Origin of the sequence: Nibrella viscosa (assembly GCF_039541875.1) — a bacterium.
Classification (GTDB): domain Bacteria; phylum Bacteroidota; class Bacteroidia; order Cytophagales; family Spirosomataceae; genus Nibrella; species Nibrella viscosa.
In genome coordinates, this window is sequence record NZ_BAABHB010000012.1 from 7,585 (window position 1) to 30,408 (window position 22,824).

Annotated in this window: 14 protein-coding genes; 9 read left to right on the plus strand and 5 right to left on the minus strand. The window is 52.4% G+C overall.

The window, feature by feature from the left end; all coding sequences use genetic code 11:
- The 3 genes from ABD931_RS22315 to ABD931_RS22325 form a co-directional block, all read right to left on the minus strand.
- Positions 1 to 3,480, minus strand: a 3,480-nt coding sequence (locus ABD931_RS22315) for a beta strand repeat-containing protein (protein ID WP_345270198.1), incomplete at its 3' end; no start/stop codon positions are given.
- Between the two features lie 526 nt (positions 3,481 to 4,006).
- Positions 4,007 to 4,273 carry a hypothetical protein gene (locus ABD931_RS22320; protein WP_345270199.1) on the minus strand — a complete coding sequence of 89 codons (267 nt, stop codon included), beginning with the start codon at positions 4,271 to 4,273 and terminating at the stop codon, positions 4,007 to 4,009.
- Between the two features lie 158 nt (positions 4,274 to 4,431).
- On the minus strand, positions 4,432 to 7,269 hold the full coding sequence (locus ABD931_RS22325) for a leucine--tRNA ligase (RefSeq protein WP_345270384.1): 2,838 nt from the start codon (positions 7,267 to 7,269) through the stop codon (positions 4,432 to 4,434).
- 275 nt (positions 7,270 to 7,544) lie between these two features.
- Between ABD931_RS22325 and ABD931_RS22330 the strand changes: the two genes are divergently transcribed.
- From ABD931_RS22330 to ABD931_RS22345, 4 genes are all read left to right on the plus strand, one after another.
- Positions 7,545 to 8,717: a S8 family peptidase gene (locus tag ABD931_RS22330; RefSeq protein WP_345270200.1), complete on the plus strand. Its 1,173-nt coding sequence runs from the start codon at positions 7,545 to 7,547 to the stop codon at positions 8,715 to 8,717.
- 91 nt (positions 8,718 to 8,808) lie between these two features.
- Positions 8,809 to 9,351: a GNAT family N-acetyltransferase gene (locus tag ABD931_RS22335; RefSeq protein WP_345270201.1), complete on the plus strand. Its 543-nt coding sequence runs from the start codon at positions 8,809 to 8,811 to the stop codon at positions 9,349 to 9,351.
- 131 nt (positions 9,352 to 9,482) lie between these two features.
- Entirely contained in the window at positions 9,483 to 9,674 is a 192-nt protein-coding gene (locus tag ABD931_RS22340) for a hypothetical protein (RefSeq protein WP_345270202.1), read from the plus strand.
- 155 nt (positions 9,675 to 9,829) lie between these two features.
- Entirely contained in the window at positions 9,830 to 10,456 is a 627-nt protein-coding gene (locus ABD931_RS22345) for a Uma2 family endonuclease (RefSeq protein ID WP_345270203.1), read from the plus strand.
- Between the two features lie 174 nt (positions 10,457 to 10,630).
- Here ABD931_RS22345 and ABD931_RS22350 read toward each other — a convergent pair whose 3' ends face one another.
- Positions 10,631 to 15,472, minus strand: a complete 4,842-nt coding sequence (locus tag ABD931_RS22350; RefSeq protein ID WP_345270204.1) for an FG-GAP-like repeat-containing protein — start codon at positions 15,470 to 15,472, stop codon at positions 10,631 to 10,633.
- Positions 15,473 to 15,609: 137 nt separating this feature from the next.
- Here ABD931_RS22350 and ABD931_RS22355 point away from each other — a divergent pair, with 137 nt between their 5' ends.
- Complete coding sequence (locus tag ABD931_RS22355) at positions 15,610 to 17,484, plus strand: tetratricopeptide repeat-containing sensor histidine kinase (RefSeq protein ID WP_345270206.1); 1,875 nt, start codon at positions 15,610 to 15,612, stop codon at positions 17,482 to 17,484.
- 221 nt (positions 17,485 to 17,705) lie between these two features.
- Here ABD931_RS22355 and ABD931_RS22360 read toward each other — a convergent pair whose 3' ends face one another.
- Positions 17,706 to 18,908 carry an ATP-binding protein gene (locus tag ABD931_RS22360; RefSeq protein ID WP_345270207.1) on the minus strand — a complete coding sequence of 401 codons (1,203 nt, stop codon included), beginning with the start codon at positions 18,906 to 18,908 and terminating at the stop codon, positions 17,706 to 17,708.
- A gap of 240 nt (positions 18,909 to 19,148) precedes the next feature.
- Between ABD931_RS22360 and ABD931_RS22365 the strand changes: the two genes are divergently transcribed.
- From ABD931_RS22365 to ABD931_RS22380, 4 genes are all read left to right on the plus strand, one after another.
- Entirely contained in the window at positions 19,149 to 19,382 is a 234-nt protein-coding gene (locus ABD931_RS22365) for a DUF8507 family protein (protein ID WP_345270208.1), read from the plus strand.
- Positions 19,366 to 19,776 carry a putative toxin-antitoxin system toxin component, PIN family gene (locus ABD931_RS22370; RefSeq protein ID WP_345270209.1) on the plus strand — a complete coding sequence of 137 codons (411 nt, stop codon included), beginning with the start codon at positions 19,366 to 19,368 and terminating at the stop codon, positions 19,774 to 19,776. Before ABD931_RS22365 ends, ABD931_RS22370 begins: the two co-directional genes overlap by 17 nt.
- Before the next feature lie 4 nt (positions 19,777 to 19,780).
- Positions 19,781 to 20,437: a response regulator gene (locus ABD931_RS22375; protein ID WP_345270210.1), complete on the plus strand. Its 657-nt coding sequence runs from the start codon at positions 19,781 to 19,783 to the stop codon at positions 20,435 to 20,437.
- Between the two features lie 160 nt (positions 20,438 to 20,597).
- Entirely contained in the window at positions 20,598 to 22,733 is a 2,136-nt protein-coding gene (locus tag ABD931_RS22380; RefSeq protein WP_345270211.1) for a ferredoxin-like domain-containing protein, read from the plus strand.
- Positions 22,734 to 22,824: the final 91 nt, after the last annotated feature.

Below are 22,824 nucleotides of genomic sequence, written 5' to 3' on the forward strand. Positions count from 1 at the left end.
GGCCGTGGCTACTACCGTCACAGTGGCCGTAACCGGGGCCGACGTAGTGTTGGTGGCCGTAAAAGCGCCGATATTGCCCGTACCCGTCGTAGCAAAACCCACATTGGTGCTGCTGGTGTAGCTGAAGGTAGCACCCGCCGTGGGGCTGCCGAAGACAATGGCCGGGGCGGCCGCTCCGTTACAGTAGGTTACACTGCTGACGGTATTGACCGCCGGACTGGGATTCACCGTCACGCTGAAGGTCTGCACCGGTCCGGCACAGCCGTTGGCTATGGCCTGTACCGATACGGTGGCGACCACTGGGGTCGATCCGGTATTGGTCGCCGTGAAGGCCCCGATGTTGCCCGTGCCGGATGTACCGAAACCCACATTGACCGAGCTGGTGTAGCTAAACACGGCACCGGCCGTGGGACTGCCGAAGACAATGGCCGGAGCCGATGCACCACTACAATACGTCACGCTGCTGACGGTATTAACTGTCGGGGTGGGGTTGACCGTGATGGTAAAAGTCTGCGTAGGTCCGGCACAGCCATTGGCGGTGGCCTGCACCGTCACGGTCGAAACAACCGGTGTTGAGCCGGCATTCGTTGCGGTAAACGCAGGGATGCTGGTTACGTTGGTACCGATTGTAGCAAAGCCTACATTATTGGTAGCGGTATAGCTGAACACGGCCCCCGGCGTAGCACTAGTAAACGGAATAGCCGGGGCGGCCGCTCCGTTACAATACGTCAGGCTGTTGATATTACTGACCGTTGGGCTCGGGTTCACCGTAATGCTGAAGCTCTGCACCGGTCCGGGGCAACCATTGGCGGTAGCCTGCACCGTTACGGTAGACACTAGCGGGGTTGAGCCGGTATTGGTTGCGGTAAACGCCGGTATACTCGTGCCGTTGGTAGCAAAACCCACGTTCACCGAACTGGTATAACTAAAGGTAGCACCCGTGGTTGTACTACTAAAGTTAATAGCCGGAGCCGATGCGCCGGCACAGTAAGTTACACTGCTGACGGCGTTGACGGTAGGACTGGGGTTAACTGTCAGCACAAACGTAGTAGCCGGTCCGGTACAGCTCCCGAGTGTGGCCCGCACCGTCACGGTTGTACTGACCGGGGTGGTACCGGCATTCGTCGCTGTGAAGGCCGGAATACTGGTAACGCCGGAGCCGGTAGTCCCGAACCCAATATTGGTGGTGCTGGTATAACTAAAGGTCGCACCGGGGGTCGGGCTGTTGAGCGGAATACCCGATACGGCAGCACCGGCACAATAGGTGGCGTTATTAACCGTACTGACAGACGGTATAGGATTCACCGTTACGGTAAATGTCTGCACCGGCCCCGCACAGCCATTCGCGGTGGCCTGTACCGACACGGTTGCTACCAATGGGCTTGAACCGGTATTAGTAGCCGTAAAGGAAGGAATACTCCCCGTACCGCCGGTTCCAAAGCCCACGTTAACCGAACTGGTGTAACTGAATGTTGCACCGGACGTCGGGCTGCTGAACGAAATGGCCGGGGCCACCGTTCCGGCGCAGTAGGTCACACTGCTGACGGCATTAACGGTAGGCGCGGGATTAACCGTTATGGTGAACGTACGAGCCGGGCCTTGACAACCATTGGCGGTAGCCCGCACGGTTACGGTAGTCGTTATGGGTGCCGTCGTCGTATTAGAAGCCACAAACGAGGCAATATTACCGGTACCCGTTGTCCCGAAACCTACATTTGTCGAACTGGTATAACTAAAGGTTGCACCGGCGGTGGGACTACTGAACACAATAGTCGGTACAGTCGCTCCGCTACAGACAGTCTGGTTATTGACGGAGTTGACTGTTGGGCTGGGAAAGACCGTATAGGTAAAAGAAGTAGGCGTTCCGGAACAACCGTTGAATACCGGAGTGACCGTCACAACAGCCGTTTGTGTGGTGGTGCCGATATTGGTTGCTGTAAATGAAGGTATATTGCCCGTTCCGCTGGCCGCCAATCCTATGGAAGGATTCGAGTTGGTCCAGTTATAAACAGTACCGACCTGAGAGCCGGTGAAGGTAACAGCCGCCGTGGGTGAGCCGTTACAGACCGACTGACTGGCTACCGCATTTATTATAGGTATTGGGGTGGAGGTTAGTACTATGGTATCAGCGGATAAAACATTACAACCAGGGTAGATTCGCCCCTGCGTAATATAAGTACCCGGGGTAGCTACTGTGATTTGATTACCCTGGGTGCCCGTGATAATTCCGCCGTCGGTTGAAAATGTATTATAAAGCAGAATATTGGCTTCGCCGGTTATAATAGACTGGGCCGTTAAGACATACGGAAACTCATTGGCGCAAACGGCCAGCGTAGGCGGGCCAAAGTCCGTTACCGCGCTTGGGAAACCGATAAAATCAAAAGGTCCTACAAAGTCCTTTAAGGCAGAGGTAAACGAACCCGAGGAGCGCGTTTTCGACATAAACCTCTGAAAAGCCGGTTCGCAGGCATTTCGTCCGGGAATGGTTGAAGGATCTACTCCCAGGGCTGATAAGTTCAGCGAAAATTCGAGTAACTGGTTGGGCTGGTAATCCGTAACATAGTTATTAGCCTGGCCATAATACCCCCAGGGGGCCGCAGGCGTGACTGCTGTATTTACAAAACCCGTATAGAAAACAGTACCAGACGTTCTGGGGACAATAGAGGCATAGCCAAATGTCGCGTTCGGGTTTGGTTTATCATAGGCACCGGTTAAACTGAACGCCTGGGGCTGGGTAGTCGTAGTCAACCGGTTAAAATCCGTCTGGCTAATCCAGATACGAACGTCCAGTTGAGTTAAACCGGTGTTATCGAAACTGGCGGCTACAATCAGGTCACCAGGTCGTGTAACAGCGCCTGTTGAACTAAATAACCAGGCGGTGTGCCCCGCATCCGGCCCTTCACCGGTGAAGGCGTTACCTACCCTGGTCAGACGGGTCTGGAAAAGCTCAAAGTCGAAATAGCTGGCCCCGGTAGTTCCATCGGTAACCACTCCACCAACCAGCCACAATGGATCGTTAACTGTAGTACCATCCCGGCGGGCGTGAACGTAGGAGTCGATGATATCGTTCTTGGGAGTTACCTGTGTAACACCAGAGGTCCAATTGGCTGGGTTGTCCCCATTTTTGTTACTGGTAGCAAAAGAAGTAGAATCAGTTTTGGTGTTATCTCTGGCGTAAACGGCATCCAGCCAGAGCCTGTTGTTAACAACCGTATACAACGGAGTCGACATCCGACGCGTAAACGAGATATTCCGGTTATTCGCCGTGTTTTGATAAAACGCCCGCAGGGCAGCCGCCCCGGTGGTATCAATGACATTTCGACCTACGCCAGGGTAAATAGTCCGGAAAAACCAGTCATCCGTTCCGGCCGCGGTGAAGGTACCCGCCTGCCGGAAGTTGGCATACAAGTCGGCCTCAACACCAAAGTTGGCAATGACGGTGGGCTGGGTTGTCTGGGCGAAGGAACTTACTATAGACAAAAGCAAGAAAATGCACGTAACGGCACACCTTACTCCTACTCCGTAAGTTTTTGTATTCGCCCAAAAATTTTCTGGAACGTATAGTTTTTTCATCAGCTCCCGAGGATAGTTCTACTCCGAGCCTGTTTTCTTGCAAGAAGTATACCAGTGAGGGAGGAAGAAGTCAGTATCTAATTAAGTGGCGTAAAATCTTATTTATTTTGGAAAACTCATTTTGACCCTTACGCTAAGAAAAACCCCTAAGTAGGTGAAATACATAAATTAACTCTCATTTAAAGGACAAAAGCAGGAGACATGGCTACTACTTTATCGAAAAGATGATCTTCAAGTAAAAGCATTCAAAACAAATATTTTATCTTCTTGAAACCCTCCATCATAAAAAATGCCAGACTTTAAGCTATCTGTTGACTCGTACCGATTCACTAACGACGTATAGCTTAATACGTTAAGGACCCGGTAAATTGTAAATTTTGTTGAACAGATAGCGATAGCCGTACGTTGACGCTTTATCTTTACTCGGCTTTTCTCATAAGCACGTATTCAATGCATACTCAGCCTCAGCCTGGCAAACGGTACTGGTTTTCCTGTGCTGTTTGTTAGCTGACGGGGTCAACGGCGCTACACACGCTTCGGAGTAGCCTTTGTAATTGCCCCCGCCCCGGTGAACACTGATGAGCGCCTGACCCCGCTGGGACTTGAAATAATCCTGAAAGCCGCCGTCCGGCACCCTAATCTGCGTCCTCGGCGCACAGGCAGCGGTTACCAGGAGAAGTACAATAATGAGCTTTTTCATACTCTTGGATAAAACGCGTGATAGAACGCGGATGACGCAGATTGGGCCGCTCCGGCGTACCGGGATTTATACATATTTTATTTAGATTTTATCCGTGAAAATCCCGGTACGCCGGAGCGGCCCAATCTGCGTTATCAGCGTTCTATCTCCGCGTTCCATTAAACAACAACATTCACAATCCGCTTCGGTACCACCACTACTTTTTTAGGGGCTTTGCCTTCCAGCCACTTCTGCACCGTTTCATTGGAAAGTACCTCTTTTTCGATTTCGGTCGGAGCGCGGTCAATGGCAAAGGAGATCGTGGTACGCACTTTTCCGTTAATCTGGATCGGATACTCAAACGCATCCTCAACCAGATACTTCTCCTCAAACGCCGGAAAGCCGGTTTTGGTGACGGTGCCCGGCTCATTACCCAGCACAGCCCACAACTCTTCTGTAATGTGCGGAGCAAACGGCGACAGAATAACGACCAGGTCCTGCAAAATGGCCCGCTTGCTGCATTTCAGACTGGTCAGCTCATTCACGCACACCATAAAAGCAGGCACCGTTGTGTTGAATGACATAGCCTCAATATCGTCCTGCGTCTTTTTGATTGTCTTGTGCAGAACCTTCAACTCGGCCGGCGTTGGGGCGTCATCCGTAACGATCCACTTGCTGGTATTATCGGCTTTTTCTTCGTAGAACAACCGCCAGAACTTCCGGATGAAGCGGTATACGCCATCAATGCCGTTGGTATTCCAGGGTTTAGCCTGCTCCAAGGGGCCGAGGAACATTTCGTACAGCCGCAAAACGTCGGCTCCGTAGCGCTCTACGATATCGTCGGGGTTCACCACGTTATATTTCGACTTCGACATCTTCTCGATCTCCGCTCCACAGATGTACTTGCCGTCTTCCAGGATAAACTCCGCCGGAATACCATCGGGGCTTTCGGTCAGATCGGGTCGCGACTTGCGAAACGCTTCGATATCCAGTACATCATTACTGACAATGTTCACATCGACGTGTAAGGCCGTTACGGCCATAGTTGGCCAATCGGAACTCTCCAGCAACCCGGCCGAGACAAACACCGGTGCTTTGCCCTCGCCGACGGATTCTTTTACCCGGTACACAAAATTGGACCGGCCCTGAATCATACCCTGATTCACCAGTTTTTTGAACGGTTCCTCCTCGGGTACATAACCCCGGTCCTTCAAAAACTTATTCCAGAAACGGCTGTACAACAGGTGGCCTGTTGCGTGCTCGGAGCCGCCGACGTACAGATCCACATCGCGCCAGTAATCAACTGCTGCTTTCGACGCGAACGCCTGGTTATTGTGCGGGTCCATGTAGCGATACCAGTACCAGCTTGAGCCGGCCCAGCCAGGCATCGTACTCAGTTCATACTCGTATTCACCCTTATACTTCCAGTCTTCGGCCCGGCCCAGGGGGGGCTCTCCGGTTTCGGTAGGCAGGTATTTATCAACGGCCGGCAACTCCAGCGGCAGGTCAGTTTCGTCGATCAGGTAGGGGAGCCCGTCTTTGTAATAGACCGGCACCGGCTCGCCCCAGTAGCGCTGACGACTGAACACGGCGTCGCGCAGACGGTAGTTGGTCTTGGCCTTACCAATACCGTTTTCCTCCAAAAACCGGATCAGCACCGGAATGGCCTCCTGATAGGTCAGGCCGTTGATAATGCCGGAGTTTACATAGCGGCCGTCCTTGGTGGCATCGGCCTGTGTATCGAGGTCTTTCTGGGCATCCAGAATCCGAACGATCGGCAAACCAAAATGCGTAGCAAACGTCCAGTCGCGCTGGTCGCCCGACGGAACCGCCATAACCGCACCCGTACCATAACCAGCCAGCACATAATCGGCCAGCCAGATGGGGACCTTCTCGCCGTTGAACGGATTGATGACGTAGCTGCCCGTAAACACGCCCGACACTGTTTTCACATCAGCCATCCGGTCGCGCTCCGAACGCAGCTTAGCCGCATTTACGTATGCTTCTACGGCCTCGCGCTGCTCCGGCGTAGTCAGCTCCGGCACCAGCTCATGCTCCGGGGCCAGCACCATGAAGGTAACGCCGTAGATGGTATCGACGCGGGTGGTGTAAACTTTGATCGTCTCCTCCCTATTCTCAATCTGAAACGTCACCTCCGCCCCGACCGATTTGCCGATCCAGTTACGCTGCTGCTCTTTCAGCGATTCCGACCAGTCGATCTGATCCAGGCCGTGCAGCAACCGGTCGGCATAAGCCGTAATGCGCATCATCCACTGGCGCATTTTCTTTTGCTCCACCGGATAGCCGCCCCGCTCCGATACGCCGTCTTTCACCTCGTCGTTGGCCAGTACCGTGCCCAGGGCCGGGCACCAGTTCACCACGGCATCGGCCACGTAGGTCAATCGGTATTTCAGCGTCATATCGTACTGCTCCTGTTCACTCATTGCCCGCCACTGCTCAGCGGTGAACGTTGGCGTATTGTCATCGCAGGGAGCGTTTACCGACTGATTGCCGTTCTGCTCAAATTTAGCGACCAGCGTTTCAATGGGTTCGGCCCGGTCGGCTTCATTGTTGTACCAGCTCCGGAACAGCTCCATAAAGATCCACTGCGTCCATTTATAGAAGCCAGGGTCGGAGGTGCGGACTTCGCGGCTCCAGTCGTAACTGAAGCCGATATTCTTTAACTGCTCAATGTACCGGATAATGTTACGCTCGGTGGTCACGGCCGGGTGCTGCCCCGTTTGAATGGCGTACTGCTCCGCCGGTAGCCCAAACGAGTCGAAACCCATGGGGTGCAGCACGTTGAAGCCTTTTAGCCGCTTGTAGCGGGAGAAAATGTCGGAGGCAATATAGCCCAGCGGGTGCCCCACGTGCAGCCCCGCACCCGATGGATACGGAAACATATCCAGCACGTAGTATTTAGGTTTCCGGGAGTCGGTCTCCGTTTTGTACGTTTGATTTTCTTCCCAGAAGCGTTGCCACGTCTGTTCGACCTCGCGGTGGTTGTATTCAGCCATACGTCTGTTCATACGGACCTGCCTAAGTCAGGCAGCAACCGCACAGTTTAGATTTTTTGCAAAAATAGCCGTTCCAAACGACTTTCAACTCCTCTTTTCCATCTACTCCGCCGATGGCCGCACTAAGCCCTCCCCTTTAGTATCCTTCCTGTCTTACCTTTCCCCCCTACTCGGTTCCTACCATCTCTCTTCGTCTTTTCTCCCGGCACTTTTCACCCCCATTTTTCGTTATTATCCAGCGACCGCTTCGGCGGACCGATAAAAAGATTAAAAAATTGCGCTGGAGACTTTTTTCAGCCACCCTCCTGAAAGCAGGACTACTGGCTGCATTAGTAAGCTGTGAAACCGACCGGGTGGTAGAGCCCGCGAGTGACTGTCTGGTGAAAGCCTCGGACCGCAACGGTCAGGTGGTTGCCGGCTCCTACATTGTTACCTATAAACCGGATGAAGCCCTGCCCGCTGCCCCGAACGCCCGCGTAGGTGCCGTGGTGGAGCGTTTTCTGGCTAAAAACAAGGTAGCCGACACGGATGCCGACGTTTTGTTTTCGGGCAACCACACGGCGTTTGTTGCTCACCTGAGCCAGGCCGAAAGCGAACGGTTGCGGCAGGACCCGGCCGTAGAAATGGTAGAACCCGACCGCATCGTATCGATGTGTAGCTGCGTGGATGTGGTGACGCCCACCGCCATTCCCTGGAACATTCAATTCACCGGCTACGGCCGTGGCGATTACAAAGATCAGCTTACCAAAACGGTCTGGGTCATCGACACCGGCATTGACCTGGACCACCCCGACCTGAACGTCGACAAAGACCGGAGTGTATCGTTCATTACCGGCAAAACGCCCGACGACGAGAACGGCCATGGCACGCACGTAGCCGGCATTATCGGAGCCCTTAACAACAACATTGGTGTACTGGGCATCGCGTCCGGCGCTAAACTGGTGTCACTGCGGGTACTCGATCAGGTCGGCGAAGGCCGCTTGTCGGGCATTATCTCGGCGGTCAGTCATGTCGCACGCAACGGCAAGGCGGGTGATGTGGTTAATATGAGCCTGGGCGGAGAAGGCACATCGGCCACGCTGGAACGTCAGATTCAACTGGCCGCCGACAAGGGCATTTTGTTTGCGATTGCCGCCGGCAACGAAGGCGAAGCCATTAAATCATCTCCTGCTCGTTTTAACCACCCCAACGTGTTTACCGTATCGGCAATGGACCGAAGCGAGAACTTTGCCTCGTTCTCCAACTACGGTCCGGAGGTCGATGTCTGTGCGTTTGGCGTACGGGTGCAGTCGACCTACAAAGACGGCCGGTACGCTACGCTCTCGGGTACGTCGATGGCGGCCCCCCACATAGCCGGTCTGCTGCTCATACGGGGGACTAAAATCCCGAAGCGGGGCTTTGTTAAGAATGATCCCGACGGCCAGGCTGACCCTATTGCCGGTGAGTAATAAACGGGCATTGGCCCGATAAAAACGCCTGCTTCCGGTACACGAGCAGGCGTTTTTTGTATATTAGAGGGAGTATCAATTCTGAGCTGCTATGTCTGTACGTGCCGATGTTGCGATTAACCTGACTAATCTGGTACTGGAAACGGAGCGTATGCACCTGAAATCTATTCAGCTGTCTTACGTCGACGACATTTTCAGGGAGTTCACGCCGGAAGTTGCCCGGTATATGTACCCGCGCCCGGCTACAGTTCGCACCGAAACCGAAGCCTTTATTTTAAGCTCCATACAGGAAAATAGAGATCAGACCAGCCTGACGGTGGTCCTGACCAACAAAGCTACCGGAGCGTTTCTGGGCTGTGCCGGTCTGCACAAAATTGATACGCCTGAGCCGGAGTTTGGTATCTGGTTACGCCGGTCGGCGCACGGGTTCGGATTGGGCCGGGAAGCCATTCACGCGCTGAAACACTGGGCCGACGAAACACTCGATTACGATCGGCTGATTTACCCGGCCGACGAGCGCAACCTGCCGAGCCGGAAAATACCGGAGTCGCTGGGGGGTAAAATTGCCCGGCGGTACGGAAGTCAAAGCGGACTGGGTATGGCATTACACATTGTTGAGTATGTCATAGATTAGCTGGATACGTGGGCCTCAAAATCGGAATTTTCCTAAATTATTAGTAGTCAGCCGCTATTTTTCCAGAAAAAGTATAAAAATCTGTTTTTATTTCGTTACCTTGATGAATTATTCATAAAAACACACGGTTTATGTCACTTAACCCCACGGTTAATTATCTCAAATCCCGGACTTATAAAGGAGCTAAGCCGGATATGGCTGAGAAATTTCCTTATCTTGTCAAAGGACAAGGCAATACTATAAAATACCTGACCGCCAAACAGGCCGCCGACCGCGATGATATTATTCCGCAGTTCAACCAGCAGCAGGTAAATTCGAAATAAAGCAGGTTACGTGCAAAGCCCAAAGCTCTCTTTTGAACGACGCAGGTTATTCAAAAGAGAGCTTTGGGCTTTGGAAAGGCGGAACAGAAGAGAAAATCAACGCAATGAGCCGTTATTTACTCCTTCCTGTTACATTTGTTAAATGCCCAGCGTCTATGGAAACAAAGACCGCAAAACAACAACCTGAATCTCCTCTGGTACCCGGCTATCTGATTAAAGAAGTGCTGGACGGTAAACCCGTCTATTACAATGGGTATAAGGCCGTTTTGAGCGGGGGTAAAACGATAGACGAAATCATGGGCAGCAGCAGTTTACAGCGCCTTATTCTCTGGTATCTGTCCCGTATTGTACTAAGTAGCAAAAACCTCGACGACAGCCAGTACTTTGTTTTTACGGGTGAGCCCGGCCTTCATGTAGAGAAGAGAAACAACCTTTCGGGTGATTTAATGATTTACGACCGCAGTCAGGTATCGCTGTTCAACGTTCATTATTTCCAGACGCCCCCGCTGGTCAATGTCGAAATTGACGTAAACATCGATAACAGCACCTTCTCCGATTACGAGTATATTCAGCGTAAGACTTCCAATCTGCTTACTTTCGGTGTACAGCGTGTCATCTGGATTCTTACAACCTCGCAGCAGGTTATTCTCGCCGAACCTGCCAAAGACTGGCTGGTCATCGACTGGCACAAAGACATTGAACTCTTCAACGGTATTACGTTTAATATCCCGGCTTATTTCGAGCAGGAAGGATTGAGCCTCTCTCCTGAACGCGAAGCTTAAAAACAACAAAGCCGCCCCGGTTGAATTTAGGGCGGCTTTGCGATTAGCCGCTCGTCCGCGACTGTATCGCGAGACGGGCGAGGTTCGCGTTTGTAGCGCGACTGGTTATACTCTCCTTAATCGCGTTACAAACGCGGACGAGCAACAGACAGTTTTGCGATTGGCTAAAGCTTCTTACGGCTTCATCAGCTTCTTCACCTGGCTCTGCGCCGGTGTACTCACCCGCAGCAGCAACACACCCACCGGGGCCTGCCCAAGCTCCAGCCGCTCGGTATGGTCCGGCGTCACTACCTCCAGGCTGCGTTCAGTCACCACCCGGCCTGTCAAATCCAGCACCTGCATCGTGATCGGCTGCTGTGCCGCCCCCCGAATCTGCACCCATACCGTGCCCGACTGCACCGGGTTAGGGAACACCTCCACCTGTAAAGACCCTGGCACCTCGGGTGCTCCCATCCGGGCCCCATCGGCGGTGGTAATCAAAGCTGCCCCGTTGCGCACCTCCAGGATAAAACTGGCGGTAGCTGTTCCGCAGTCGCCGGTTACCACACAGGAGTAGCTGCCAGAGGCACTCGTTTTCACGTTGCTTAGCTTGAGACTCGCGGAGGTGGCCCCTCCAATTTTACTCCCGTCTTTATGCCATTGGTACTTCAGGTTGCTCCCTACTGCTGTTACCGACATGGTCACGGTAGAGCCTGGCGCTACGGCAGTGGCGCTGATCTGCTGAGCCGTAATGACCGTAGCCGGCAGGATGCTAAGGGTAGTAGAGTTGGACGTAACGCTACCACAATCTCCCCGAACCACGCATAGATAGATACCAGCCCGGTTAGCAACCTCCGGTCCCAGCGTCAGCGTAGCCGAGGTCGCCCCGCTGACCTGACTACCGGCGACCGTGCTGCCTTTGTACCACTGATAGCTCAAGCCGCTACCGCTCGCCTTCAGGGAGATACTGACCGGACTCTCCGGACAAACCGACAAGCTGGCCGGCGGCTGAGTAGTAATGGTTGATGCCGGTGCAATGGACAAACTAAAGGGCGACGAATTGACCGTAATGCCGCAGTCTCCACTCACCGCACAGACGTACGACCCGGCCTGAGCCAATTGTACCCCCGTCAGCACCAGCGTGGCCGACGTAGCCCCATTGATGCGTTTGCCGTCTTTATTCCACTGGTACTTCAAATTAGTACCGGTAGCCGCAACGGCAAAGGAGACCGCCCCCCCGGCACAAACGGCGGTAGCGGTGGGCGGCAGGCTGGTAACGACTGGTCCGGGGTTAATGCTTAGTGTAAAGCCATTAGAAATTACCTGGCCACAATCACCAGTTACCACGCAGGAGTACGATCCCGCCTGAGCCGCCTGCACATTGTTGAGCGTGAGCGTGGCTGAGGTTGCTCCCGTAACGATGTTGCCGTTGGCGGTGCCATCTTTATACCATTGGTACTGCAAATTGGTACCGGTAGCCGTAACAAACACACGCACCGTGGTAGCCCCGGCACACACCAGCGAGGAAGCCGCCGGTTGGGTTGTAATCACCGGAGCCGGGTTGACCGTTACAGCGGCAGTAGCCGTATTTGAACAACCGCCTGTAGCCGTAACGGTGACGGAGTACGCTGCTGTAGCGGTGACACTAATGCTCTGGGTAGTTTCACCGGTACTCCACAAATAGGAGTTTCCGGCCGATGCTGCTAACGTAGCCGTCTGACCAGCGCAGATAGCGGTGCTGGACGGCGTGATGCTAACCGTAGGCAGCGGACTGACCGTTACGCTAGCGGTAGCGGTACCCGAAGCACTGCTCGCATTGGTCACCGTTACCGATACTGTTCCTCCAACAGTGGTGGTAATACTTTGGGTGGTTTGGCCCGTACTCCACCAATAAGTGAACGGTCCGCCTTCGGGGCTGTGGACAGCCGTCAGTAACGCAGGCTGACCCGCGCAGACAGCCGTAGTGCTGGGGCTAACGCTCACCGCAAGAGCCGCTGCCGGATTCACCAGCAAACTAACGCTGGCGGTTTGGGTGATGGTGCCATCTGTGGCCGATACGGTGATGGTGTACGGCCTTGGCGCAGCTACCGTAGGGGCCGTAAAGCTGGGAGTAGCCCCGCTGCCGCTGAAGCCGGCCGGCTGGCTGCTCCAGGTGTAGACTGTTGGCGTAAAACCGGTAGCGGTAGCCGTCAGGCTCAGGCTACCGCCCGATACCACAGCCGCCGGATTAGCCGGGTTAATGATGACCGCCGGCTGAGCCGCACTGCAATTGAGCAACAGCGATACATTATTGCCGTTAAAATTGGTCACGGCTAAATCGCTCTTACCGTCACTATTTAAATCGCCTATGGCTATGCCAAACGGATTACTACCGACGCTATAATTGATGGCATTACTGAAAGTGCCGTCTCCTCTACCGACCAGCACCGATATATTGTTGCTGTTGTAGTTAGTGATGGCCAAGTCACTTTTCCCATCTCCATTCAAATCCCCTACCGCAATCTGCGTGGGAAAAACGCCAATGCTGTATTCGGTGGGCAAACCAAAGTTGCCATTGCCGTCGCCTAATAAAACCGATGCACTACTGCCGTAGTAATTGGCTGTAGCTAAATCGAGTTTACCATCGCCGTTGAAGTCTCCCACCGCTACAGAATGGCAAAGGTTACCTGCTGTAAAGTTAGTGGCAGCGCTAAAGCTGCCGCTACCGTCACCTAGCAGTATCGAAACATCGTTGGTGTAATTATTGGCAACAGCGAGATCAGGTTTACCATCACCATTAAAATCGGCGATAACCACTGAACGAGGACCACTACCAACCGCATAGTTTGTGGCGGGGCTAAAACTTCCATCACCATTATTAAGTAGTACTGATACGTTGTTCGTTCCCCAATTAGCCGATACCAGGTCAGGCTTACCATCCCCATTGAGGTCGCCGATTACAACTAGGCTTGGGTATATACCCACACCATATGTAGCCGGAGTGCCGAACCCGCCATTGCCATCACCCAGCAACACCAACACATTGTGGTCATTGTTATTGGCTACGGCAAGGTCAGCCTTGCCATCTCCGTTCAGGTCACCTATAGCTACAGAATAGGGGCCGCTGCCCACCGAATAATTTACAGCCGCCTGGTAACTACCATTCCCGTTGCCCAGCAAAACTGAAACGTTATTTCCAGTATAGTTTGCTACTACTAAATCACTCTTCCCGTCACTATTGACGTCGCCGACCGCTACAGAGATTGGGTTGCTGCCCACCGGTAGCGAGAGATAAGAAAGGTCAGAGGAATTAGGTAGACAAAGACCTTCTTTTAGCTCATAAATTGATACAACAGCACTATTCGAGCACCCTGAGGCTGCTGTGACAGTAACTGAATACACGTCAACTGTATTAACCGCAATTGCTTGGGTAGTCTCACCCGTACTCCATTTATAAAAACTTCCAGCAGTAGCCGTCAGCGTAATCGCCTGACCAGGACTAATAGCTAAAGCCGAGGCCGAAATACTAACCGCAGGCAACTGGTTAACTTCTACATTGGCGGTAGCCGAATTAGAACACCCTCCAGCCAGCGAAACAGTTACGGAGTAGCTTCCGGTTGCGGTGACGCTAATACTTCGCGTGATTTCACCTGTACTCCAAAGATAATTGGTTCCTTCTGTTGCCGTCAGTGTGGCCGTTTGACCGGTACAGATGCTAGAACTAGAAGGTGTTATTGCAGGCAAAGGGCAATCTCCGGTAGAGAAGAGTTCAGCCCCGACTTCCGGAGTATAACCTTGAAAAAAATATTTACCATTAAACTCGCCTGACCGTCTCGTGTTGTAAGAAATGACAAATCCATCTCCAATACCGGGATTGAGGTCTTGCACCAGTTGTGTGCCAACAGAAGTTCCATCACTTTTCCATACTTCAAAGCCGTGTACCCCATCATCGGCAGGGAAATAGCAGTTGTCATTAATGACAGTCAACTCAAATGGTTTAGAACCTTCACTACCCGATCGAATATCTTTAATCAAAAAGGTTCCGGCTTCGGTTCCATCACTTCGCCACAGTTCACGCCCATGAACAAGGTCAATCGCCGGAAAGAAGAAAATGTTTTGGTATTCTGTGAATTGGGGGCTTCCAGGATTCGGGTATCGAAAATCATTAGGAATATCTCCGTCTATAATTTTGATTCTCCAAGCTGAGGTCCCATCCGTTTTCCATATTTGATTGTAAGTAGACAATCCGTTCTGATTGGACTGGCCAATAAAATATAACCCATCGGCTGCCGGGTAAAGGGTTACAGTATTACCGAACGCAAAATACTTATCGCTGTTTTCAAACGGACTGTCAGATACTAAGGTTGTAGATGTAGGGCCAGATAGCTTTATAAGGGATTGGATTCCCCCTTTACCCTCAATAAAATATAATTCATTCTTCCACAAGGTAAATGCATAAATATTTTGGCCACTTCGAATATGCGTGGTACCTTCAGCGGTTCCATCCGTTTCGTAAATTCCATCCGGATTTAACAGGTATGCTTTAGTACCTGTAGATACTACACTTCGGATAAAGCTTATATCAGAACGTATTAGAGACGTTCCTGTTGGTGTACCATCACTCTGCCAAAGCCCGTCTCCGTTATTAGTAAATAACAGCTTCCCGTTTACCTCCACCATAAATGAAGGACTTCCGACAGCTTCGGTCAGGAGTTCATCGGCCCCTGTTGTTCCATTGATGCGCCGAAGGCCATTAGCCGCATAATACAAGTGTCCTCCTACTTCTCCACGGCGTTGAACATATCCATCAAATTGATTAGAAGTCACCAACGATGTGCCGGCAGCCGTACCATCAGTCCGATACATACCAGGACTACAGCCCTGATTAACAATATTATTGAAATACAGGTAATTGTTAAACCTAATAAAATTGTTAGGTGCGCTACTATTTTGACCTGGACATAGGTCCTTTACAATGTGAACCTGTGCCCTAGCGGAACTGACTATCATTAATTCAGCGAGGCAAAATAGGATTCGAAGCGTAAATCGGTATACCATTTTAGTAGAGATTTGGGTAGAAATACATATAGCTTTTCCCTCAAATCTCTCTGGTTAGCTCCGCCTATGCCATCCCCCAATTGGGTGATTTTTACTATACTTAGGTTTATACGTTATTTGTGGTAAACGCTGACAGAATGAGACGGCTGGCCTTTTTGGGACTTTTGCTTATTGCCTGTCCAACGGCTCGGGGACAGCACATCCTCATGCCTAAACTCCAGCGGCTTCAGGTAATCGACTCTCTCAAGATTGTACTTAAAAACCTCAATCAGCAGAAACCAAGCTTCAGACGCGACACGGCTCTCTTCTACACCCTGGACCGCTATTTCTATCACTACTCTCAAATCAATCACCCCCATTATGAACTAGCCAAAGTTCAAGCACTATTTGCGGATTCTTTGTACAGAATCGCCACTCGTACCCATTGGCAACCAGGTATCGCCATTGCTACGGTTTGGGGAGCGGAGGCATTGCTCAATCGGGAAAAAGATGAACTAGCGTTTACGGAATTCATTAAAGCGGAAGAATTATGCGAAAAGCAGCAGTTGGCCGCTGAACAGGGCCTGGTACTTATTCACCTGGCAGCCTGCCTGGTCTATCGAAAAGATAATACGCAACAGCAGTGGGACAAAGCCATGAGCTATATGAAGAAGGCACTGCATATAGCGCAACAGCACAACCTGCCTGTCATTTTCCACCAATACCACAATTACATGGGTGATTTTTATGTCATCCGCCAACAGTACGCTGAGGCCCTTCGATTTTACCAGGCCGAAGAGCCGTTGTTTGTCAAATACCCCAACCTGTTCGGAAAAGCCACCAATACGGCCTACCTGGGTATTTGTTACCTCCACCTGGGCTATGACCAAAAAGCGCAGCATTATTTCGACAAGTTTTTCAAGCTGGTAAACCCCGACTACGGCACCTACGCCAATTATCTCTACCACACCGTCCTGTCCGAAATCGGCAATTACTACCTGCACAACCGCAAAGACTACCACAAAGCCCTGTTCTACCAGGCAAAATATGAACGCATTCTACCCGAACGTCCGTTGTTCCAGCAAATGACGCACTACGAGGCTATGTATCAGATATATGAAGGCCTCGGCAACCACAAACAGGCGCTCCGCTATTACCAGAAGTTTGCGACCCTGCGGGCTCAGGCCAAAACGGATGAGGTCAATCACAAGCTGAAAGAAATTGAAACCCGTTTTAACGTGCAACAGAAAGAAGCCCAAATCCGCACCCTTCAGAATCAGCAGCTACAAGCCGAAAATGACCGGCAACGTACCGAACAACTCCTGTTATTCACCCTAACCGCTTTGCTCATACTGTTTCTGGCCTTTCTGCTCCGCGCCAACCGGCTGGCCCGAAAAGCCGCTCAGGCTGAATTACGCTTATCCGAAGCTCGTGAAGAAACCACCGTCCGCACGCTCGAAGCGCAGGAAGCCGAACGCCGTCGACTGGCCACTGACCTGCACGACGATATCGGCACTTCGCTGGTGGCGCTGTGCGGACAACTGTCGGCCAACGAACCCGCCCGCCAACTGCTCAACACAATCATTACCGATGTGCGCACCGTCTCCCACAACCTGATGCCCACTGAACTGCATGACCTGGGCCTTACCGATGCGTTAGACGAGGTGGCCCGGCGGCTGGAGACGGCATCGGGTATCCGGTTTCTGTTTCTCAGCGCCGGGCAGCCGGTCGCCCTCAGCCCGGCGGCCGAACTGACCCTCTACCGGCTGGTGCAGGAGTTGATGACCAATATTGTCCGGCACAGCGGGGCTACCGAGGCAACGGTGCAGTTTGTTTACCACGAAAAACACCTGAATATCACCGTCGAGGACAACGGCAAAGGCTTTGATAGCGAATCGACAAAAGGCGGCAGCGGCATAGGCCTGAAAAGCTTATCGTCACGAGTAGCGTGGCTGGAAGGCCAGGTTGCTATCGACTCCGGCGCTACCGGCACCACCATCCGGCTGGATATTCCGTATACGCACAAGGGCTAATTGTTAAAAAAGCGTTTGCCCTTTTGGCTTGCCCTTACAGGGCAGAGAGTGCATTCGAGATTGGTGACGTAGCTATAAACCGCTGACCCCTCCGGGGTAATTTATGGTATCTTTATACCCCGGAGGGGTCAGCGGTTTATAGCACCAGCCGTTCGCACCCTGCTCTCTGCCCTGTAAGGGCAAGCCTATTTTGCTCGCTTGATTATTTAAGATCAATATCCCTAATTCGGCGCTGTTCGGAGTAAGCCCTCGGCTGCCAAACGCGGCCAAATGGTATTAATGTCGACCACCCGAATGCCCGGCCGGAAGGGGTAATCCCCGGCAGATGGGGTTACCACCAGCAGCGGTACCCCACCCATATCTTCCTGGGCGATAGTAACCCCGCGACTGAGCGTTGGAGAATTTGACAGCTTTACCTCTACGGCCAGGATCGGCGCATTACCCCTGACCAGGACCAGGTCTAATTCTGCTCCCTGCTGGGTCCGGTAAAAATAAGGGGTAACATTATCGGCTAACTGGTTGATGATTTGCTCAATTACATACCCTTCCCAGGAGGCCCCTACTTGAGCGTGTAAAAGCAACGCATCGGGCGAAGCCAGGTTTAGCAGGTGGTGTAATAAGCCACTATCGCGCAGGTAAAACTTAGGGCTCTTTGTGAGTCGTTTCCCAATATTGACGAAATACGGTTCCAGCCGGCGTACGATGAAGGCTTCTTCCAGCAGGTCGATGTAATTCCGTACCGTGGTGACACTCACCCCCAGCGAGCCGGCTAGCATCGAATAGTTGAGCAAGGCCCCCTGTATGGTCGTCAGCATCCGCAGTAACCGGCTTAGCAAGCTAGCGGTAACCGAAACCCCCAGTTTGCCAAGCAGGGGCAGGTCCCGCTCAACATAGCTTTGAATAAAGGAACGATACCATTGTGTACGGATGCGGTCCGAGTCCATCAGAAAGGGTTCAGGAAAGCCACCCCGGAACCAGTGTGTCTGATAGGGCGTATCGGCTACTTCTGTCCGCAGAAACGGCGTGAGTTCCAGGAAGCAAATACGCCCGGCCAGGGTTTCTCCACTTTGTGCCAGTAGATCGGGGGATGCCGAACCCAGGAGAATAAAGCGGCCCGGCACCCGATGGTCATCGATGAGTGCCCGGAGTTGCGGAAAAAGCTGGGGCATGCGCTGAATTTCATCCAGCACGACGGTATGGTCGGTATATTGCTCCAGTAGCCAGGCGGGCCGGTCACCCAAACGGGCCTGGTCTTCGGTTCGCTCCAGGTCCAGATACAAAGTGGGTTTGGGTAGGCCGGCGGCTAAGTGGTGGGCCAGCGTCGTTTTTCCCACTTGACGAGGGCCAACCAAGGATACCGCCGGGAAGTACTGAATGGCTTCTAACAAGGCGGGGGTTAATAGGCGCTCTACTCCGTTAACCATGTAAATCGAAAATTTTTTTTTCAATTTACCTGGTTAATCTAAAACTTGTGGCAGCTTTTGTCTAAAAAGTTTATATTCACAGGTAAAGTAGCTGGACGACCAAGTAGGCATCGACACCTTAATCCTGGTACCGGGATTTTTAAACGGCCAATACCCCGGCCGGTTGATACCCGGCCGTCGCTGCCGCTAACTGGCAAACTGTTTTAAAAGTAAAAGCGTTATTGTTTAAACGTCGCGCGTATGGTACTGACTAATCTGCAAATAGAGTTGCTGAAAACCTTTGCTTACTCGCTGCCGGAGGAACAGATACAGGAGATTCGTTCCCTACTGGCTGATTATTTTCTGACTAAAATGGATGTCGAACTGGAGCGGCTCAGTCAGGAAAACCAATGGGATGAGCAGACGTTCGAGGGGTGGGCTAATGAACATAATCGTAGTCCTTATTCGCCTGGCCCTCATGCGAATCGTCCTTGATACCAACGCGGTTCTGGCTGCCCTGCCCAAATCGTCTCGTTATCGTCTCATCATTAACGAACTTGTTGAGCATAAATTTGAACTGGTCGTCAGCACCGCAATTTTATTGGAATATCAGGAGGTAATCAGCAATAAGACCAACGACTCTGTAGCCTTTAACTTTCTCGAATTTCTCACAAAGCAGCCTTCCGTAATACAAGTCGAACCACCTTTTTTCTGGTGGCTGATTAAAGCAGACCCTGACGACAATAAATTTGTGGATGCGGCTTTGATTGCGGGTGCAGATTATATTGTAACCAACGATGCTCACTTCAAGGTGCTAAAGGACATACCTTTTCCGTCAGTCAATGTGATTAGTTTACCTGAGTTTTGGGCTATGCTAAACACCCAATAACCCAATGACCGAAACCCGGAAGATACGCGTGCTGCTGGCGGATGACCATGCGTTGTTCAGCGATGGGCTGGTGCTGCAACTCTCGGCCGGAAACTCGCCGGTAGAGGTGGTTGGGCAGGTATTTCGGGGTGAGGATGTGCGGCCCGCCGTGCTGCGCCATGCGCCCGATGTGGTGCTGCTGGATATCAACCTGCCGACGCTGAACGGCATCGACTGCGCCCGGCAACTGCGCAAAGACGCGCCGACCGTCCGGCTGATTATGCTGACGATGTACGCCTACCGCAAGTTTATCGACGAATGCCGGCAGATGGGCGTATCAGGGTACCTGCTGAAAAGCGAACGGGCCGACGTGATTATCGGCACTATCTGCCGCGTGCAAAACGGCGAAACCGTTTTTCCGGAGATGCCAAATAACCATGCTCACGACAAGGACGAGTTCGTCCGGCGGTTCAAGCTTACCCCGACCGAAGTAAAAATCATCCGGCTGATCCATCAGGGTTTATCGAGTCAACAGATTGCGGAGCGACTCTTCGTCAGCTTCGATACCGTTCGCTCTCATCGCAAGAACATCTATCGCAAACTGGAAATCAACCACTTATCGGAGCTGTTAACATTTGCCGGCGAATTTGGGCTGGTAGCCGATACCGGCAAGACAGTATAACCGTTGGTTATTGTCCATAACAAATAGTAATCGGAATTCCGGAAAAGCGGGAACAGTTTCGGGACTATATTTGTCTGGTAAATAACCATTCACAACGCCGGAATCGACCGGCGTTTTGCACAAATAAATAGTCTTTTAACTCTATAGACTTTAGTATATTATGTCAGTGCAATTCACCGAACAGGTTAGCGCGGCCGCCCGTCGCGATATTCTGGACCTCGAAAAGAAGATCAGCGCGTTCACCACCGGGGAGATGACCGACGAGCATTTCCGGAAGTTCCGTCTGGCCCGTGGGGTGTACGGTCAGCGTCAGCCGGGTGTGCAGATGGTCCGGATCAAGCTGCCCCACGGCCGCATTACCGCCGACCAGCTTGTTCGAATTGCCGACATGTCTGACCGATACGCCACCGGTAATCTGCACGCCACCACCCGACAGGATATTCAGCTTCATTTTGTGAAACTGGCCGACACCCCCCAGCTCTGGGCCGAACTGGAAGACGCCAGCATTACCCTGAAAGAAGCCTGCGGCAATACCGTGCGGAACGTAACCGGCTCGGCCAGAGCGGGTATCGACCCGGAGGAGCCCTTTGACATTACCCCATACGCCTACGCCATTTTCGACTATTTCCTCCGCAATCCGATCTGTCAGGAAATGGGCCGGAAATTCAAAATATCGGTTTCGTCCAGCGAGAAAGACTCGGCCTACGGCTATATGCACGACGTAGGACTGATTCCCCGCATTCAGGACGGCAAACGCGGCTTTAAAGTGCTGGTGGGTGGCGGTCTGGGTGCCCAGCCTTTTCCGGCCCAACAGGCTTTTGAGTTTATACCGGAAGAAAAAGCCATTCCGTTTATCGAAGCCGTTATCCGGGTGTTCGACCGCTACGGCGAGCGCACCAAGCGCCATAAGGCCCGGATGAAATACCTGCTGAACGACATTGGTCTGGACGAGTTTCTGAAGCGCGTGCAAGAAGAAACCCCGGCGCTGAAAAACAAGACCTACCAAATTGAGGATACCTCGGTTGAAGTTCAGCCTGAGCGGCCGGAGGCATCCGGCTTCCAACTCCAGACGGAAGATGCGCGGCTGAATGCCTGGTTTAAAACTAACGTATTTGAGCAAAAGCAAAAAGGCTGGTACGCGGTCCAACTGCGGGTGCTGCTGGGCGATATGCCTTCCGACACAGCCCGCAAGCTGGCCGATGTTGTGAAGCGCTACGCGGCCGACGATATCCGGGTAACCGTCAACCAGGGTTATATCCTCCGGTACATTCGTCCGGAAGACTTGGAGGCTCTCTACCACGAACTGAACGCCCTGGGCTTAGCCGAACCGGGCTTTGATACCACCGCCGACATTACCACCTGCCCCGGCACGGATACCTGTAACCTGGCTATTTCGAGCAGCTACGGTATTACGCGGGTGCTGGAAAAAATGATGAAGGAAGAGTTTCCGGAGATCATCTACAACAACGACATCAAGATCAAGATTTCGGGTTGTATGAACGGTTGCGGCCAGCACTCCGTCGCCAACATCGGTTACCACGGCAGTTCCCTGAAAAACGGGGCGCTGGTGCTGCCGGCCCTGCAGGTATTGCTGGGTGGTGGTTTCAACGGTAAAGGCGAAGGTTTGATTGCCGATAAAGTCATCAAAGTACCGGCCAAACGCGGCCCCGATTCCTTACGCCTGCTGCTGAACGATTACGAGGCTAACGCCTACGAAGGCGAATACTACAGCGATTACTACGGCCGTCAGGGTAAGAATTACTTCTACCAGTTGCTGAAGCCCCTGGCCGACCTGAAAACGCTCCAAGACAGCGACTACATCGACTGGGATCATACGGAGCAGTTCGTGACCGAAGTTGGCGTCGGCGAGTGCGCCGGCGTTATGATCGACCTCGTGGCTACAACGCTGTACGAAGCCGACGAAAAGCTCAACTGGGCCTACGACACCCTGGCGAACGGCAGCTATGCCGATGCCATCTACCACGCCTACAACACCTTTATCACCGGTGCCAAAGCGGCTCTGATGACCAAAGACGTACCGACCAATACGCAGCATGGCATCGTCAGCGACTTCGACAAGCATTTCGTCGGCGAGTTTGGCTTCCACCAGGCAGAAGGCGAGTTTAAGACGGTGGTGTTCTCGATCAACAAAAACGAGCCGACAGAGGCTTACGCCCGTGAACTCGTCGGTCTGGCAGCCTCCTTCCTGGAGTCAGTCAAAGCCTACCGCCAAAATCAGCTTCTCATTGAAGGCATGCCCGCTCTGCGAGAGCTTACGCAGGCGCAGGACAGCTAAATTTTAAGTTAAGAATTAAGAGTGATGAGTTAAGAGTTATGTGTGTTAGGTTATTCAAACACTCATTGCTTTTAATTCTTAACTCTTAACT